We start from the raw sequence: 15,342 nt of genomic DNA, 5'->3' as shown, positions 1-15,342 counted from the left end.
AATTTTACGCCCAAGAAATTTAATAATCCAATTGAACTAAGTGAGAAAATACATTATAAATAATCCTCAAAAAAACTGCGAACCGAAATCCGCAGTTATGCTTACTTTCCTTTTGTTGCGGCGGCAATAAACGCTTTGAAAAGCGGGTGTGGCGTTGCAACGGTACTTTTATATTCCGGATGGTATTGCACACCGATGTAGAAAGGATGATCTTTCAGCTCCAAAGTTTCTACCAGTCCGGTTTCGGGATTATGTCCGGTGGGCATCAATCCGTGGTCTTCAAAATCCTTTTTATAATCGCTGTTGAACTCATAGCGGTGGCGGTGGCGCTCCGAGATGGTTTTTGCGCCATAGATTTCGGCCAATTTCGAGCCTTGTTTCAGGACACATTTCCATGCGCCGAGACGCATTGTGCCGCCTTTGTCCACCACATTTTTTTGTTCCTCCATCAGCGCAATCACGGGATCGGGCGTAGAGGTGTCAAACTCCATACTGTTGGCTTTGGCGAGATTCAAGACATTTCTTGCAAATTCTATCGTCATAATCTGCATACCGAGACAGATTCCGAACAAGGGGATTTTGTTTTCTCGCGCATATTTGGCTGCCTGAATTTTGCCCTCGATACCACGATCGCCAAAACCGGGCGCGATGAGGATTCCATCCACGTTTTGTAATAATTTTTCTGCACCTTCTACTTCGATGTCGCCGCTGTACACCCATTTGATTCTCACTTCGGTTTCCATATCGGCACCGGCGTGGATGAAGGCTTCGGCTATGGATTTATAAGAATCTTGAAGCGAAACATATTTCCCCACCAAAGCAATTTCGACGCTTCGTTTGGGGTTTTTGTATTTTTTAAGGAAAGTTTTCCATTCTTTGAGATTGGATTCTTTGCCCGGTTGCAGGTTTAATTCTTTGAGAACCACCTCGTCAAAATTCTGTTTTTGAAGGTACAATGGCACTTCGTAGATGGTTTCCATATCGATGCACTCGATCACGTTTCCTAAACTGACATTACAAAACTGCGCGAGCTTTGCTTTCTGCTCTTTCGGGATGGTGTATTCTGTTCGGCAAACCAAGACATCGGCTTGGACGCCGCTTTCCATCAACTGGCGCACGGAATGTTGCGAGGGTTTGGTTTTCAGTTCGCCACTGGAGGCTAAGTAGGGCAACAAGGTCAGGTGGATGACCATCGAATTGGTTTTGCCCAGTTCCCACTGCAACTGCCGCACGCTTTCGATGTACGGCAGAGATTCTATATCTCCGACTGTACCGCCGATTTCTGTGATGATGATGTCGTAATCTTTTTTGGACAGCATCTTGATGCGACGTTTGATTTCGTTGGTGATGTGGGGAATCACCTGAACGGTTTTGCCAAGAAAATCGCCTTTTCTTTCTTTTTCTATCACCGTTTGGTAGATTTTACCGGTGGTGACGTTGTTGTTCTGAGAGGTGGGAGCGTCCAAGAATCTTTCGTAATGTCCGAGATCCAAGTCTGTTTCTGCACCGTCGTCGGTCACATAGCATTCGCCGTGTTCATAAGGGTTAAGCGTACCCGGATCGATATTGATGTAAGGGTCAAGTTTTTGGATGGTGACTTTAAAACCTCGCGATTTCAACAGAAGTCCCAAAGAAGCGGATACAATTCCTTTGCCCAGTGACGACGTTACACCTCCTGTCACAAAGATGTATTTCGTTTCTTTTTTACTCATTAGATTAGGTTTGTGCAAAGTTAAAGCATCTATATTGAACACGCAATGCTATAACCGCGGTTTACAAAAACTTAAGGTTCATTTCTTGATTTGGCTTATATTTGTAATCAATTTCTTCGACTAAACAGAGTATTACTTTATGAAAAACATTTTCGATCAAAACGATGCAAATCATTTCATCCGGAGAATCAATACACTCACGGAGGATTCTTTCCCCAAATGGGGGTTGATGTCTGTGGACAAGATGCTCGCGCATTGCAACGTGACCTTCGAACTCATCTATGAAACCGAAAAGCACCCTAAGCCTACCTTCATTGCAAAATGGCTGTCCAAGAATTTTGTAAAACCAAAGGTAACGAACGAAATTCCATACAAGCAAAATCTTCCGACACAAGCCATGTTTGTCATTACAGGTGACAAAAATTTTGAAGAAGAGAAAAAACGCCTGATAGGTTTCGTGCAAAAAACACAACAATTGGGTGCCGACGCCTTCGAAGGGAAAGAAAGTTTCATCTTTGGGAAACTGACTTCCAAAGAATGGAATAATATGTTGGCCAAGCATTTGGATCATCATTTGAAACAGTTTGGGGTTTAGAATTATTCGGGCAGCTTAATCCGCCTTCCGTTCCCAATCTTTTTTGCCAAAGCTTTTCCCAACGCAAAAAAAGGATTTCCACTCAAGTCGGGCTGCGAGTGATTCAATGTTTTAAAATGATGGTTCTGAAAAAATTTTTTCCCCTTTTTTATGGATGATTTTTGGAAGTATTTATTCCAAAGCACAAATGCCGGAGCTTATTATGAATAATGCCAAACCTTATTTTGGAAAGATTGATAACAACACAAAAATAAATGTGGGTTTTTATTCCGTTTTCGTAGATAAAGATTCGCCGGAAACTTATAAAGTTAATGGTTATTCTAATGTAGAAGGGGCAAAAGCAGATTTTGAAGGTGCAGTTACTTTTAATCCAAAAAGAACAAAAAAATTTAATGAATCATCTGTTAGATTTTATGATTACAAATTCTCAGAAAAAGGTTCAGTAAAACATAATGGAGTTTTCTCCGGATAAATGATGATATACAAACTTAGTAAAATACCAACTCTTAGCTTCGAAGGTAATTGGGTAAACAACGATAACAGCTTGATGTTCCCTGTTAATTTTGATAATAAAAATAAATTAAAATAAAATGAAACTTTTCACACCCATAACGTTCAGAAACATAGAGCTGAACAACCGAATCGTAATGTCGCCAATGTGCATGTATTCTGCGGAAGACGGCGTTGCCAATGATTTCCATTTCGTCCATTACGGCAGTCGTGCTCAAGGCGGCGTGGGACTTTTGATTACAGAAGCAACTGCAGTAGAACCTCGCGGAAGAATTACCAACAGATGTCTTGGGATTTGGAAGGATGAGCAAGCCGAAGCGCTGAAAAAAATCGTGAATTTCGTCCACCAAAATTCTGAAAGCAAAATCGGAATCCAATTGGCGCACGCCGGCAGAAAAGGCTCGGTCTCCGCAGAAACCGGTCGCCAAATCAGCATCGAGGAAGGCTGGGAAACTATTGCTCCCAGTGCGATTCCATTTCTGCCTTCCGAAAGAATTCCGCACGTTTTGACCGCTGAAGAAATTAAAAATTTGGTTCAAGATTTTCGGAAGGCCGCAAAACGAGCCGTCGATGTTGGTTTTGATGTGATAGAAATTCATGCGGCGCACGGCTATTTGATTCATCAGTTTCTGTCTCCACTTTCCAACACAAGAACAGATGAATACGGTGGAAATCCTGAAAACAGAGCCAGATTTTTGATGGAAATTGTAGATGCAGTCAATTCCGAGCTGACGCAAAATCAGGCTTTATTTGTAAGAATTTCGGGAACCGAATATGCAGAAAACGGCTGGAATATCAATGACAGTGCGGAACTCGCCAAAGTTTTGAAAACTAAAAATGTGGATTTGGTGGATGTTTCCAGCGGTGGAAATATCAATGGTGTTACCATTCCGCTGCTTCCGGGCTACCAAGTTCCGTTGGCAGAATATGTGAAGAAAAATGCCGAAATCAGAACCGCGGCTGTGGGCCTAATCACTACGGCAGAGCAGGCTGAAGAAATTCTGGAAAGCGGCAAGGCAGATTTGATTTTCTTTGCAAGAGAAATCTTAAGAAATCCTTATTTTGCAGTTCTTGCCGCGTGGGAAAATGATGAAGAGAATTTCTATCCGCATCAGTATTTGCGGGCAAAACCTTCGAAATAAATTAAAAAAACCTTTCAAATTGTTCAAACCTTGAAAGGTTTTTTCTAAATCTACTTTATTCTAATACTCAAAATTCCTAAAAGCCTCCAGCGTCTTATCAATTTCCGCATCGCCAATTGCAGAAGAAATAAACCAGGTTTCATAGCCACTTGGCGGAAGATAAATCCCCTGTTCCAAAACCTGATGAAATAAGTTATTAAACAAACCGATATTGGAATTATTCACGTCCTTAAAATTACTTACCGAAGTCACATCAAAGAAAATCGACATCATACTTCCTTTTCGGTTGATTCTGTGACGAATGCCTTTCTCATTGAGGATTTTACCAATTTCGAAGTCTAAGGTTTCCGTTGTCTTATCGAGTTTATTGTAAAAATCAGGATCTTCTTTGATTAATTGCAAAGTTTTGAGTCCGGCTCTCATTGCTAATGGATTTCCGCTCAAAGTGCCGGCCTGGTAGACATTTCCTCTCGGCGAAAGCTGATTCATAATTTCATTTCTTCCTGCAAAAGCACCAACCGGCAGTCCGCCACCGATCACTTTTCCGAATGTAACCAAGTCGGCTTTTACATTCAATCTTTCCTGCGCGCCGCCAAAAGCCAATCTAAAACCGGTCATCACCTCATCGAAGATCAAAATAGCGCCATTCTCGTCACAGATTTTTCTAAGGTTTTGAAGGAAGTTATTTTCGGGTAAAATGCAACCCATATTTCCGGCAATCGGTTCTACAATGATTGCCGCAATTTGTTCCGGATTCTTTTTGAAAAGATCTTCCACCTGCTCAAAATTATTATATTCGGCAAGCAACGTATCCTTCGCGGTTCCTTGGGTTACGCCGGGTGAATTTGGGCTTCCGAACGTTGCCATTCCGCTTCCCGCCTGAATCAAAAATGAGTCTGAATGACCGTGATAGCAGCCTTCAAACTTGATGATTTTTTCTCTGCCCGTATATCCTCTCGCCAAACGGATTGCGCTCATACAAGCTTCAGTTCCGGAAGAAACCATTCGGATTTGATTAATATTCGGGACGTTTTCAACGATGTATTTTGCGATCTCGGTTTCCAATTCTGTTGGTGTCCCGAAGGAAAATCCTTTCTCGGCCTGCTTCTGAATCGCTTCCAAAACTTCGGGATGTGTGTGTCCTAAAATCGCCGGTCCCCAAGAGTTGATGTAATCGATGTAAGTTCTGTCATCTTCATCGGTCAAATAAGCACCTTTCGCAGATTTCATAAAAAGCGGAACGCCGCCCACCGATTTGAAGGCCCGCACCGGCGAATTCACGCCGCCCGGAATATATTTGTACGCTTCTTCAAAAAGTGCTGAACTCCTTTGGTATAACATTTTGGTTGATAGTTGTTGGTTAATAGATGATAGAATTTAGTTCTAATTTCTAACATCTAAAGGCTAATATCTATTTAGCTTCTCGGTTTCCTACTTTGCAGATAAATCAGTTGTCCTGCCTTTGGTTCTTGCCCTGCCGTCATTCTGTTTTTGGAATACAACTTCGCAAGTTTGACCCCAAATTTCTGAGCAATATCGTGCATCGTTTCCCCGATTCCGGCTTTATAAGTTTCCTTGTTTCCGGATGAGTTTTTGCTTTCCAAGAAAATGATGTCATTTTTCGCGAGCTTAGAATCTTCCAGTTCGTTGTACTTCATCAAGCGTTTTTCGCTGATGCCGAATTTCTTAGAAATGTCAGAAAGGTCTGCATCCACAGGCACCACCAAGAATTTAAGTCCGCCGTTCGGATGGTTTTTCACCAGAATATTTTTCAGAAGCGCCGCTTTGGTTTTGGAATCTACGATTTCCGAAATTTGCTTTTGTTGCTTTGCATACGATTCTTGCGTGTAGTCCACCTTGATTGTCGGAGGCGGCACTTTGTCATTCTGTTTTTCTTGGCTCAGTTGCGCCATGAAAACCGCATCATTACTCAGCGCAGGATACAATTTTAGGATCGCATAAAAGACCTCGTCTGTGGTCGTGTTATCGAATTCATACAGCCTATATTTCTCGATTTTATCAATCAAGATATTTGCATACCTCGGATTGGTGGCATATCCGGCTTTTTTCAGACCGTACGCCCAGGCTTTATAATCTTTAGGATCCAGTTTGAAGAGGCCGACGTAATATTTTCTGTTGGCCAAGAACACCGAATGATCTTCATAAGACTGTTTTGGATCGTCGTACACGCGGAAGCACTCATTCGGCGCGTCGTCTGTATGTTTCATCGTTTTCCCCGTCCAGTCTTCCTTGCATTTGATCCCGAAGTGGTTTTTGCCCTGCTGCGCCAGGATGCTCTGTCCGCCGGCGGTCTCCAAAAGGCCTTGTGCCAGCGTGATGCTTGCCGGGATTTTATATTTCTCCATTTCTGCCACGGCATACGGCGCAAATTTCTGGATGTATTGGTCTTCCGTATTCCACGTTTGAGATTTTACAATGCCCAAAATACTTACAAAACCAATCACTAAAAACTTTCTCATATTGACTATTTACTAAACACTTAATTTTTTTTAGGAGCTTAATCCCGCTATCCGCTATATCTTTTTTGTCTTCGGCGTTGTGATCATCAATAAAGCCTTTACCCAAAGACAAAAAAGGATGCCGCTGCTATCGGGGCTATGGGTTTCGCCATCCATTTTCAGTTTTGATAATCGATATAAATTTATTACATTTTATTGAGATTCATTCGAAAATCCAACATTCGGCGGCGTCTATTACAAAGTTACAAATATTGGTCGATTTGAATTCTTCCTTTACTTTTCAAAAACCGATTTGCCCCTTCGATGCCTTGCAGTCCGCCGGTGTGGAATGCCAGAATCTTGGAAGCTGTCGGAAAAAAACCTTTTTGGGCCAATTCAAAAACAGCCTGCATCATCTTCCCGGTATAAATGGGATCCAACGGAATTTGATATTTTTTATAAAACCAGTTGATAAAACGGATATTCTCGTCCGATATTTTACCGTACCGACTTTCTTCGGCGTCTTTCAGTTCAAAATTTCGTCTGCTGCTCCAGTCCAAAATGGTTTTTCCCAAAGAATCATCTCTTACCACTTTGATGCCCAGCACCTTCTGATGCGCTTTCGCAAACTTGGAAATCCCCGCCAATGTGCCGCCGGTCCCAACTGCCGCGCAAAGATAATCAAAATCTTTGGTGTCTTTGCCCAGCATATATTGGATGCCTTCTACCGCAAAAACATTGCTGCCACCTTCCGGAATTATTAAGGCATTTGGATATTTTTCCGAGAATTTTTGGCTGAGATTTTCTTTATTTTGATAGTCTTCTCGCGATACAAACTGAAATTCCATTCCGTTTTGCGAAGCTTGCCAAAGTGTCGGATTTGCTTGCCAAATATTTTCCAATTCATTTCCTCGGATGATTCCGATGGTCTTGATTCCAAATTCTTTCCCAAAAGCAGCAACCGAAGCAATATGATTGGAAAATGCGCCGCCAAACGTTATCAGCATCGGATTTTTTGGTTTAGATTCCAGATATTGGTTGGCGTTTAAAAAGAGTTTCCAGAATTTGTTTCCGGAAATTGTTGGGTGGATGAGGTCTTCTCTTTTGATGAAAATTTGGACATCGAACCGGGTTTTGATTTCGATGATCGGGATTTGATGTTTCGGGATTTGAAGCATCTTCAAAATTACTGATTTTGGTTGAAAATTTCATTTTATTTGCCATTACTGACCACCCCGTCTTCCGAATTTGTAAATTCGGAATCCACCCCTCCAAAGGAGGGGAATTTGCGTTTTTTGAATGTTCAACTTATCTGATAACTTTATTGGGATGACCAAACCCATAGCCCCGATTGTAGTGAAAATCCTTTTTCTTTTTTTGAAAAGAAAAAGATTGCAACGGAAAGCGGGATTAGCTCCTAAAACTTTTGCAAACAAAAATCCACCGAAAAAATGGTGGATTTTGTATGATTTATTTCTGAGAATTATTTTGTTCTGTCGAGGATTTTTTTCACTGCTTTTACGACAGCTTCTGCATCGATTTGGTATTTTTTCATCAGTTCAGCCGGCGTCCCCGATTCTCCGAAAGTATCGTTGACAGCCACAAATTCCTGAGGCGTTGGTCTTCTTCTGGCCAAAACACCTGCGATGGATTCGCCCAGCCCGCCTAAGAAATTATGTTCTTCTGCTGAAACTATTTTTCCGGTTTTTTCTACGGATTTTAGGATAATCTCTTCGTCCAAAGGTTTTATTGTGTGGATGTTGATCACTTCACAAGAGATTCCTTCTTTCTCCAACTCGTCTGCTGCCAGCAATGATTCCCAAACCAAATGTCCGGTTGCGACGATCGTCACGTCTGTTCCCTCTTGCAAAAGAATTCCTTTTCCGATTTCGAAAGGCATGTCTTCCGGGATGAAAACTGGAACCACGGGGCGGCCGAATCTCAAATAAACAGGACCTTGGTGTGCTGCTACAGCTAAAGTGGCGGCTTTGGTCTGGTTGTAATCGCAAGGATTGATGACCGTCATGCCCGGCAGCATTTTCATCATTCCGATGTCTTCCAAAACCTGATGTGTTGCGCCATCTTCGCCCAAAGTAACGCCTGCGTGGGAAGCTGCAATTTTAACATTTTTGTTGGAATAGGCAATCGACTGGCGGATCTGGTCGTAAACTCTGGAGGTTGCAAAATTGGCGAACGTCCCGGCAAAAGGAATCTTCCCGTTGATGGTAAGACCCGCCGCCAAGCCCATCATATTGGCTTCTGCAATTCCGGTTTGGAAAAATCTCTCCGGAGCTTTCTCGATGAATTTTTCCATCTTCAAAGAGCCAATCAAATCGGCGCAGAGGGCTACAACATTGGGGTTGGTGTCTGCTAACTCTGCCAAACCGGCTCCGAAACCCGAGCGTGTATCTTTTTTTTCGGTGTAGGTATATTTCATTTTTATATAATTGAATGTTGATAACCGATAAATGATTTTTAGGATAAGTTACTTTTTATAAATAAGCTATTCATTTATCATTGGAGATTTATCGTTAATAATCTGCGGGTGCTTCTAAATATAATTGCTTGAAAGCCGTTTCCAGTTGCTCGTCATTTGGCGCTTTTCCGTGCCAAGCATGCGTTCCCATCATATAATCGACACCGCTTCCCATTTCTGTGTGAAGTAAGATGACGATCGGTTTTCCTTTGCCGGTTTCCGATTTTGCTTTTTTAAGAATCGCGATGACCGCTTCCAGATCGTTACCGTTTTTTTCCTCCAAAACCAACCACCCGAAGGCCTCCAATTTTCCTCTGAGGTCGCCCAATGACAAGACATCATCGGTATTTCCGTCGATTTGTCTGCCGTTGTAATCTACGGTCGCGATGATGTTGTCCACTTTTTTTGCCGAGCCGTACATTAATGCTTCCCATATCTGGCCTTCCTGCAGCTCGCCATCGCCGTGGAGCGAGTACACCAGTGCGTTATCGTTATTCAATTTTTTGCCTTGTGCTGCGCCCAGAGCCACCGATAAACCTTGACCCAAAGATCCTGACGCGACGCGGATTCCCGGTAAACCGTCGTGCGGGGTAGGATGACCTTGCAATCTTGAATTCAGTTTTCGGAATGTTGCCAATTCTGCCACCGGAAAAAATCCGAATCTTGCTAAAGTACTGTAAAAAACGGGCGAGATATGGCCGTTGGAAAGGAAGAACAAATCTTCATCTTTACCTTCCATCGTGAAGGGTAATTTGTAGTTCAAAACTTCGCCATAAAGTGCTACAAAATATTCGGTGCAGCCGAGCGAGCCGCCTGGGTGACCGCTGTTCACGGCGTGTACCATCCTTAGAATGTCTCTTCGGATCTGCGTTGCCAGGCTTTTCAACGCTTCAATAGATTTAGTCATTTTATTAGATTTACTTTGGTTGCGAAAGTACAGATTTTTTAGGTCAAAATCCAAGTGGTACATCACAATAGAGAATCCCCCATTGACAAGCAAGATTCATTAAAATTCGAAAAAAAGTAAATCCGCACCTTGGTCGTCTTTATAACAGAATCTGAAAAATAAATCCTATTTTTGCAGACCGAAATGATGTAGATTTTTGAGCAATCTGTTTGAGCCGGAATTTGGTCTCCGAATTGTCGAAGGAAAGACCTTCAAATCAAGAATCTAAAACTTTAATTAAATTCTATAATGCAGCAAAACACCGGATTAGATAAAAACCAGCTGATCAGCTTCGGTATTTTTTCTATGATTCTTATCGGTTTTATGTTTTATTTCCAAAACCGAAATGCACAAGCCGAGCAGGAAAAACTGGCGATGGAGGCCAAAAAGACTGAACAAACCACCAAAGCAAAACCCGTTGCGACCCATCTGAACGAAAGCCCGGTGACGCCCGCTTCTGTTCAAAAGGTAAATCTTCAGAATGATGAACTGTCTTTGGAGTTTTCTAGTATCGGCGGCCAACTAACTTCTGTAAAACTGAATCGCTATACAGCCTTCGGTGGCAAACCGCTTTATCTTTTCAGCCACAACAATGCGAGCTACGGCTTCCGGTTCACAGACAAGACCGGGAAAGTTTTCAATACCAAAGATCTGGTTTTCACGCCGGCCGTTGCCGGAAATACCGTGACGTTGACTTCCAAAATGGGAACCGCAGTCATTCAGTTCATTTATACATTAAAACCAAAATACACGCTTGATTTCCAAGTGAAAACCCAAGGATTGTCCCCATTGGTCAACGATGGTAAGGCCGATTTCGTTTGGGACTATACGGTGAAAGGCGCCGAAAAAGGTAGGTCGCAAGAGGAAACCCATACGGAGTTTTCGTATGCTTTCAATAATTACAAAAGCTACGACTACGATGCACGTTCTGAAATGAATGAACCTGATGAAACCTTGAACTGGATCGGCGTGAAGCAACAATTTTTCGCGGCTATCATCGAGGCTAAAAACGGATTCACGAATTCTAAAGGGAATCAGGAATCTATCGAGGAAGGCGATTTTTTGAAGAAATTTAATTTCGAAGGGCAAGTTAATCTCGCAGGAAACGAGCTAAATCAGGATTTCACTTGGTATTTTTTGCCATTGGATATCGATCTTCTCAAGACATTTGATAAAAATTTTGACGAGATACCTCCCTTGGGTTGGTCATTCATCGGATCCTTAAACCGATATGTCTTTATGCCGATGTACAATTTGATCTCCTCGTGGGGTATTGCGGCAGGCTGGGCGATTTTCTGGATGACGATTATTGTAAAATTGATCCTGTCTCCGGTCATGTTTAGGCAACACAAACTGAGTGCCATGATGAAGGTCATCCGCCCGGAAATCGATGAGGTCAATGCCAAATACAAAGACGCCGATCCTATGAAAAGACAGCAGGAAACAATGGCGGTTTACAGGAAGGCCGGCGTCAATCAGATGGCGGGCTGCATCCCCGCATTGGTTCAGATTCCTTTATTCTACGCACTTTTCCGCTTCTTTCCCAATATGATAGATCTTAGAGGTAAAGGCTTCTGGTTCGCTCCGGATTTGACGGCTTATGATGACGTGATCAAATTCGGATTCCACGTTCCACTTTTGGGAGAGCATTTGAGTATATTCGCTTTGGCTTGTACCGTGGTGATCTTGATCTACACGGTGATGACGTCGGGCAACATCCAACAACCACAGCAGGAAGGGATGCCGAATATGAAAGTGCTGATGTACATCTTCCCGATTACGTTCTTGTTCTTCCTGAACAGTTCTGCTTCAGGCCTTTCTTGGTATTATTTTGTTTCCAATGCGATTAATATTGTGATTATTTTGGTCATCAAATATTTCATCCTCGATGAGAAGAAAATCCACGCCCAAATCCAGGCCAATAAGCAGAAAGAACCGAAGAAGGAAGGCAATTTCCAGAAGAGAATGAGAGAGATGATGGAGAAGGCGCAGGAACAGCAGAAAGCGCAAGAAGCAGCCAAAAACAAAAAGAAATAAATTTTAGAAAGCGGTCATTTTTGCCGCTTTTTTTATTTTTGCCAAATTGTATGTCACGCTGAGCGGAGTCGAAGCCTTTTTTATGGATTATGAATTTACAATCTAATTACGAATATCTCCAGCAATTTCTGACAGAAGAACGTCTTCAAAAAATCGAACATTACGCGCAGGAAAGTTCGGACTTCGTCTTGCCCGTGATGGAAGATATCTACCAATTCCGGAATGCTGCGGCGATCGTGCGCTCTGTGGAAGCTTGCGGTTTTCATAAAGTCGTAGCGATGGAAAAAGAAAACTTCTTCGAACCAAATCTGAAAGTTACCAAAGGCGCAGATACTTGGGTTGAGGTAGAGAAAATGCCACGAACAATTGATTCTCTTCAGCAAATCAAAAATAGAGGTTACAAAATTGTCGCAGTTTCTGCCGAAAATAATGCCAAAATGCTTCCGGATTACAAAGTTGAAGAACCAATAGCTTTGGTTTTCGGAACAGAATGGGAAGGAACCACGGACGAACTTTTGGACTTTGCCGACGAAACTTTAGCCATCCCAATGTTTGGATTTACAAAAAGCTTCAATGTCTCCGTTGCCGCCGCAATCTGTATGTATGAACTTAAACAAAAACTCATTAAATCCAAAATCGATTACAAATTGACAGAAGAAAAAATGTTGAAATTGAAGATCCGTTGGGCCGTTAATTCTATCAAAAGTGGGAAAGAGATTTTAGAAAAATATGAGCGAGAAAATCAGCTTTAAAGCATCTTATCGTAATTCCACGCCGCCACGAAAATCCCTGCTGTTTCTGTTCGCAGCCTTTGATTTCCAAGCGAAACTGCTTTGATACCTTTCTCCGCCAATAATTGAATTTCCTTGTCCGAAAAATCGCCTTCCGGACCAATCAGAAATGTGTAGCGATCCAATGTTGGAATATCGTTTAGCGAGATTCTTGCAAGGCTTTTGTTGCAATGTGCCACGAAGGTATTTTCGGAATTCAAATTCTTCATCAATTCAGAAAATTTTTGAAGATCATTAATCTTAGGAAAATGAGAACGCAGACTTTGCTTTGAAGCTGCAATTGCTTGTTTTCTCAGCTTGTCTATGTTGATATTTTTGCGCTCGGTTTGCTCGGTGAGGATCAAACTGATTTCCGAAATTCCCAGTTCTACGGCTTTTTCTACGAAGAATTCGATGCGGTCTATGTTTTTTGTAGGTGCAATGGCGATGTGAAGCTTGGGCGAAAAGTCAGGCAGGTTTTCTTGGACTTCAGAAACATTGAGTGTGACTTTTTTTCCTTCGAAAATGAGAGTTCCTTTGGCAAGGTTTCCGTTGCCATCGGTAAGGAAAATTTCTTCGCCTTCCCGCATTCTCAGAACTTTTGCGATGTGCTGCTGCTCGTCTGTATCAATTGAAATTTCGGGGAAAATCTGTCCAAAGAAAAGTTTCATCATCCAATATTTTTTTTGCAGTTTTTATTTCTTAAACAAAGAAAGTAATTTCTTCCCAACCGTCATCAATAGCACAGCTACCGAGCCAAACACTATTCCCAGAGCTAAGTCTGCGAGTAATGTAGGAATGTTTTCCGGTATCAAATGATGGATGTAATCGATATTGTGAACAAAAATATTTCCGGATACCAAAAGCAAAGCCACGGTGCCGATGATGCTTAAAAGTTTGATCACAACGGGTAAAGCACTGACTAATAACCGTCCCAATCCAGTAAAGAAACCTTTGTTTTCGGATTTTTTTATGAGGAAAAGACCGGTGTCGTCCATCCTGACGATCAAAGCCACGATACCGTACACGCCGACCGTTGCTGCGAACGAGACCAGTGTCACCGTCAAAATCTGCACCAGCAGAGGGTGCTGTTCCTCTATCACGGTGCCAAGTGCGATGATGACGATTTCCAGAGAAAGTATAAAATCGGTTCTGATGGCAGAGCTGATTTTAGTTTTTTCAGAATTGGCTTCGTCCGTTCCGACCGTATTTTCCACGGTGGCCACTTCTTCTTTTTTGTTTCGGTGAAAAATAAATTCCACAATCTTTTCCATGCCTTCGTAAGCCAGATAAATGCCGCCTAAAACCAGAATCACTTTGATGGCCTCGGGAAAAAAATAATTGAGGAGAAAAATGATGGGCAGGATAATCAGCTTATTGACGAAGGATCCTTTGGTAATAGCCCAAAGAACGGGCAATTCTCGGGAAGAGACGAAGCCGGTGGCTTTCTTGGCATTGACTGCCAGATCGTCGCCCAAGATTCCGGCGGTTTTTTGTGTTGCAATTTTGCTGGTCACTGCGATATCGTCCATCAATGAGGCAATATCGTCTAAGATGGCGAAGAATCCTGAAGCCATAATTTTGAAGTTGTGTAGATGTAAGTTTTAAAAATCTGAATAGTCACTAAGTGTTGCACTTTTTTACGGTTCTGCAAATATGCCGCCATTTTAAACCGGTTTTACAAATCATATTTCGCTGTCGCCGTCGTCCGGAGATCTGCGAACTCGCCGCGCTCATACTTCAGTTTGGCAACAATGGCAATCATCGCCGCATTATCCGTCGTGTATTCGAATTTTGGGATGAAGATGTTCCAGCCGAGTTGATCCTGATTCATTTCCATGGCTTTTCTTAGCGCAGAATTGGCCGAAACGCCTCCGGCAATGGCAACATTTTTTATATGAAGATCGTTGGCCGCTTTTTCCAATTTATCCATTAAGATTTCAATAATTGATTTCTGAACTGAGGCACAAAGGTCGTTCAGATTTTCCTTGATGAAATCCGGATTTTTCCGCACTTCCTTCTGAATAAAATACAACACCGAAGTCTTGATGCCACTGAAAGAATAATCATAGCCTTCCATTTTCGGTTTGTTGAATTGGAAAGCATCTGGATTGCCTTCTTTTGCCAACTTATCGATGATGGGGCCGGCAGGATAATCGAGGTCAAAGATTTTTCCAATTTTGTCAAAGGCTTCGCCTGCCGCGTCGTCGATGGTTTTTCCGATAATTTCCATCTCAAAATAATCTTTTACCAAAACCACCATCGTATGTCCGCCGGAAACTGTCAGGCATAGAAATGGGAACGTCGGGGGAATGGGATTGGCATCATCAATAAAATGCGCCAAAATGTGCGCCTGCAGGTGATTCACTTCTATCAAGGGAACGTCCAGACTCATCGCTAGAGATTTTGCAAAAGAAGTCCCAACGAGCAAAGATCCGAGAAGTCCCGGGCCGCGGGTGAAACCAATCGCGCAAATCTCATTTTGTTGTATATTTGCTTTGGAAAATGCTTTTTCCACCACGGGGATGATGTTTTGCTGATGCGCTCTGGAAGCCAACTCGGGAACCACACCGCCATACTCGTTGTGGATTTCCTGATTAGCGGCAATGTTGGACAGGATTTTGCTTCCGCAGATGATGGCCGCCGAGGTGTCGTCGCAAGAAGACTCGATACCCAAAATAATTGATGCACTCAT

14 protein-coding genes are annotated in these 15,342 nt (G+C 42.5%); 5 read left to right on the top strand and 9 right to left on the bottom strand.

The features are described from left to right. Positions 1–101: 101 nt before the first annotated feature. The gene (locus DTW91_RS06065; protein ID WP_125202494.1) at positions 102–1,712 is read right to left on the bottom strand and encodes a CTP synthase; all 1,611 of its coding nucleotides are present in this window, start codon (positions 1,710–1,712) and stop codon (positions 102–104) included. Between the two features lie 139 nt (positions 1,713–1,851). On the opposite strand from DTW91_RS06065, the gene DTW91_RS06060 reads away from it, so the two are divergent. The 3 genes from DTW91_RS06060 (at position 1,852) to namA (ending at position 3,959) form a co-directional block, all read left to right on the top strand. Then, positions 1,852–2,307, top strand: coding sequence for a DUF1569 domain-containing protein (locus DTW91_RS06060; RefSeq protein ID WP_125202493.1), 456 nt, complete (start codon positions 1,852–1,854; stop codon positions 2,305–2,307). A gap of 187 nt (positions 2,308–2,494) precedes the next feature. Continuing rightward, positions 2,495–2,779, top strand: a complete 285-nt coding sequence (locus tag DTW91_RS06055; protein WP_125202492.1) for a hypothetical protein — start codon at positions 2,495–2,497, stop codon at positions 2,777–2,779. 118 nt (positions 2,780–2,897) lie between these two features. Then, positions 2,898–3,959 carry an NADPH dehydrogenase NamA gene (gene namA, locus DTW91_RS06050; RefSeq protein ID WP_125202491.1) on the top strand — a complete coding sequence of 354 codons (1,062 nt, stop codon included), beginning with the start codon at positions 2,898–2,900 and terminating at the stop codon, positions 3,957–3,959. A 60-nt stretch (positions 3,960–4,019) separates the two neighbouring features. On the opposite strand, the gene hemL is transcribed toward namA, so the two are convergent. The 5 genes from hemL to DTW91_RS06025 form a co-directional block, all read right to left on the bottom strand. After that, entirely contained in the window at positions 4,020–5,300 is a 1,281-nt protein-coding gene (gene hemL / locus DTW91_RS06045; RefSeq protein ID WP_125202490.1) for a glutamate-1-semialdehyde 2,1-aminomutase, read from the bottom strand. Positions 5,301–5,374: 74 nt separating this feature from the next. Then, positions 5,375–6,439, bottom strand: a complete 1,065-nt coding sequence (locus DTW91_RS06040; protein ID WP_125202489.1) for a glucosaminidase domain-containing protein — start codon at positions 6,437–6,439, stop codon at positions 5,375–5,377. 242 nt (positions 6,440–6,681) lie between these two features. Beyond that, positions 6,682–7,596, bottom strand: a complete 915-nt coding sequence (locus tag DTW91_RS06035; RefSeq protein ID WP_125202488.1) for a 1-aminocyclopropane-1-carboxylate deaminase/D-cysteine desulfhydrase — start codon at positions 7,594–7,596, stop codon at positions 6,682–6,684. Positions 7,597–7,901: 305 nt separating this feature from the next. Further along, positions 7,902–8,855, bottom strand: coding sequence for a transketolase family protein (locus tag DTW91_RS06030; RefSeq protein ID WP_125202487.1), 954 nt, complete (start codon positions 8,853–8,855; stop codon positions 7,902–7,904). A gap of 94 nt (positions 8,856–8,949) precedes the next feature. After that, positions 8,950–9,801 carry a transketolase gene (locus DTW91_RS06025; protein WP_125202486.1) on the bottom strand — a complete coding sequence of 284 codons (852 nt, stop codon included), beginning with the start codon at positions 9,799–9,801 and terminating at the stop codon, positions 8,950–8,952. Positions 9,802–10,089: 288 nt separating this feature from the next. On the opposite strand from DTW91_RS06025, the gene yidC reads away from it, so the two are divergent. Continuing rightward, complete coding sequence (gene yidC, locus DTW91_RS06020; RefSeq protein WP_125202485.1) at positions 10,090–11,877, top strand: membrane protein insertase YidC; 1,788 nt, start codon at positions 10,090–10,092, stop codon at positions 11,875–11,877. An 89-nt stretch (positions 11,878–11,966) separates the two neighbouring features. Beyond that, positions 11,967–12,629 (top strand): TrmH family RNA methyltransferase, encoded by a 663-nt coding sequence (locus tag DTW91_RS06015; RefSeq protein WP_125202484.1) that lies wholly within the window; start codon positions 11,967–11,969, stop codon positions 12,627–12,629. Here DTW91_RS06015 and DTW91_RS06010 read toward each other — a convergent pair. The 3 genes from DTW91_RS06010 to tsaD form a co-directional block, all read right to left on the bottom strand. Next, the gene (locus DTW91_RS06010; RefSeq protein WP_125202527.1) at positions 12,626–13,318 is read right to left on the bottom strand and encodes an RsmE family RNA methyltransferase; all 693 of its coding nucleotides are present in this window, start codon (positions 13,316–13,318) and stop codon (positions 12,626–12,628) included. The genes DTW91_RS06015 and DTW91_RS06010 overlap by 4 nt on opposite strands. 24 nt (positions 13,319–13,342) lie before the next feature. After that, the gene (locus DTW91_RS06005; RefSeq protein WP_125202483.1) at positions 13,343–14,224 is read right to left on the bottom strand and encodes a DUF808 domain-containing protein; all 882 of its coding nucleotides are present in this window, start codon (positions 14,222–14,224) and stop codon (positions 13,343–13,345) included. 101 nt (positions 14,225–14,325) lie between these two features. After that, positions 14,326–15,342: a tRNA (adenosine(37)-N6)-threonylcarbamoyltransferase complex transferase subunit TsaD gene (gene tsaD / locus DTW91_RS06000; protein WP_125202482.1), complete on the bottom strand. Its 1,017-nt coding sequence runs from the start codon at positions 15,340–15,342 to the stop codon at positions 14,326–14,328.

Origin of the sequence: Chryseobacterium sp. SC28 (assembly GCF_003932955.1) — a bacterium.
Classification (GTDB): Bacteria; Bacteroidota; Bacteroidia; order Flavobacteriales; family Weeksellaceae; genus Epilithonimonas.
Note: the sequence above shows the minus strand (reverse complement) of the source record. Positions and strands in the feature narration are given on the sequence as shown.

What these genes read in the sequence shown, in the direction of transcription:
- DTW91_RS06025 (WP_125202486.1), bottom strand. Translation starts at nt 9,801, where the DNA reads ATGACTAAATCTATTGAAGCGTTGAAAAGCCTGGCAACGCAGATCCGA.
- DTW91_RS06030 (WP_125202487.1), bottom strand. Translation starts at nt 8,855, where the DNA reads ATGAAATATACCTACACCGAAAAAAAAGATACACGCTCGGGTTTCGGA.
- hemL (WP_125202490.1), bottom strand. Translation starts at nt 5,300, where the DNA reads ATGTTATACCAAAGGAGTTCAGCACTTTTTGAAGAAGCGTACAAATAT.
- tsaD (WP_125202482.1), bottom strand. Translation starts at nt 15,342, where the DNA reads ATGAGTGCATCAATTATTTTGGGTATCGAGTCTTCTTGCGACGACACC.
- yidC (WP_125202485.1), top strand. Translation starts at nt 10,090, where the DNA reads ATGCAGCAAAACACCGGATTAGATAAAAACCAGCTGATCAGCTTCGGT.
- DTW91_RS06060 (WP_125202493.1), top strand. Translation starts at nt 1,852, where the DNA reads ATGAAAAACATTTTCGATCAAAACGATGCAAATCATTTCATCCGGAGA.
- namA (WP_125202491.1), top strand. Translation starts at nt 2,898, where the DNA reads ATGAAACTTTTCACACCCATAACGTTCAGAAACATAGAGCTGAACAAC.
- DTW91_RS06015 (WP_125202484.1), top strand. Translation starts at nt 11,967, where the DNA reads ATGAATTTACAATCTAATTACGAATATCTCCAGCAATTTCTGACAGAA.
- DTW91_RS06010 (WP_125202527.1), bottom strand. Translation starts at nt 13,318, where the DNA reads ATGAAACTTTTCTTTGGACAGATTTTCCCCGAAATTTCAATTGATACA.
- DTW91_RS06040 (WP_125202489.1), bottom strand. Translation starts at nt 6,439, where the DNA reads ATGAGAAAGTTTTTAGTGATTGGTTTTGTAAGTATTTTGGGCATTGTA.
- DTW91_RS06035 (WP_125202488.1), bottom strand. Translation starts at nt 7,596, where the DNA reads ATGCTTCAAATCCCGAAACATCAAATCCCGATCATCGAAATCAAAACC.
- DTW91_RS06055 (WP_125202492.1), top strand. Translation starts at nt 2,495, where the DNA reads ATGCCGGAGCTTATTATGAATAATGCCAAACCTTATTTTGGAAAGATT.
- DTW91_RS06065 (WP_125202494.1), bottom strand. Translation starts at nt 1,712, where the DNA reads ATGAGTAAAAAAGAAACGAAATACATCTTTGTGACAGGAGGTGTAACG.
- DTW91_RS06005 (WP_125202483.1), bottom strand. Translation starts at nt 14,224, where the DNA reads ATGGCTTCAGGATTCTTCGCCATCTTAGACGATATTGCCTCATTGATG.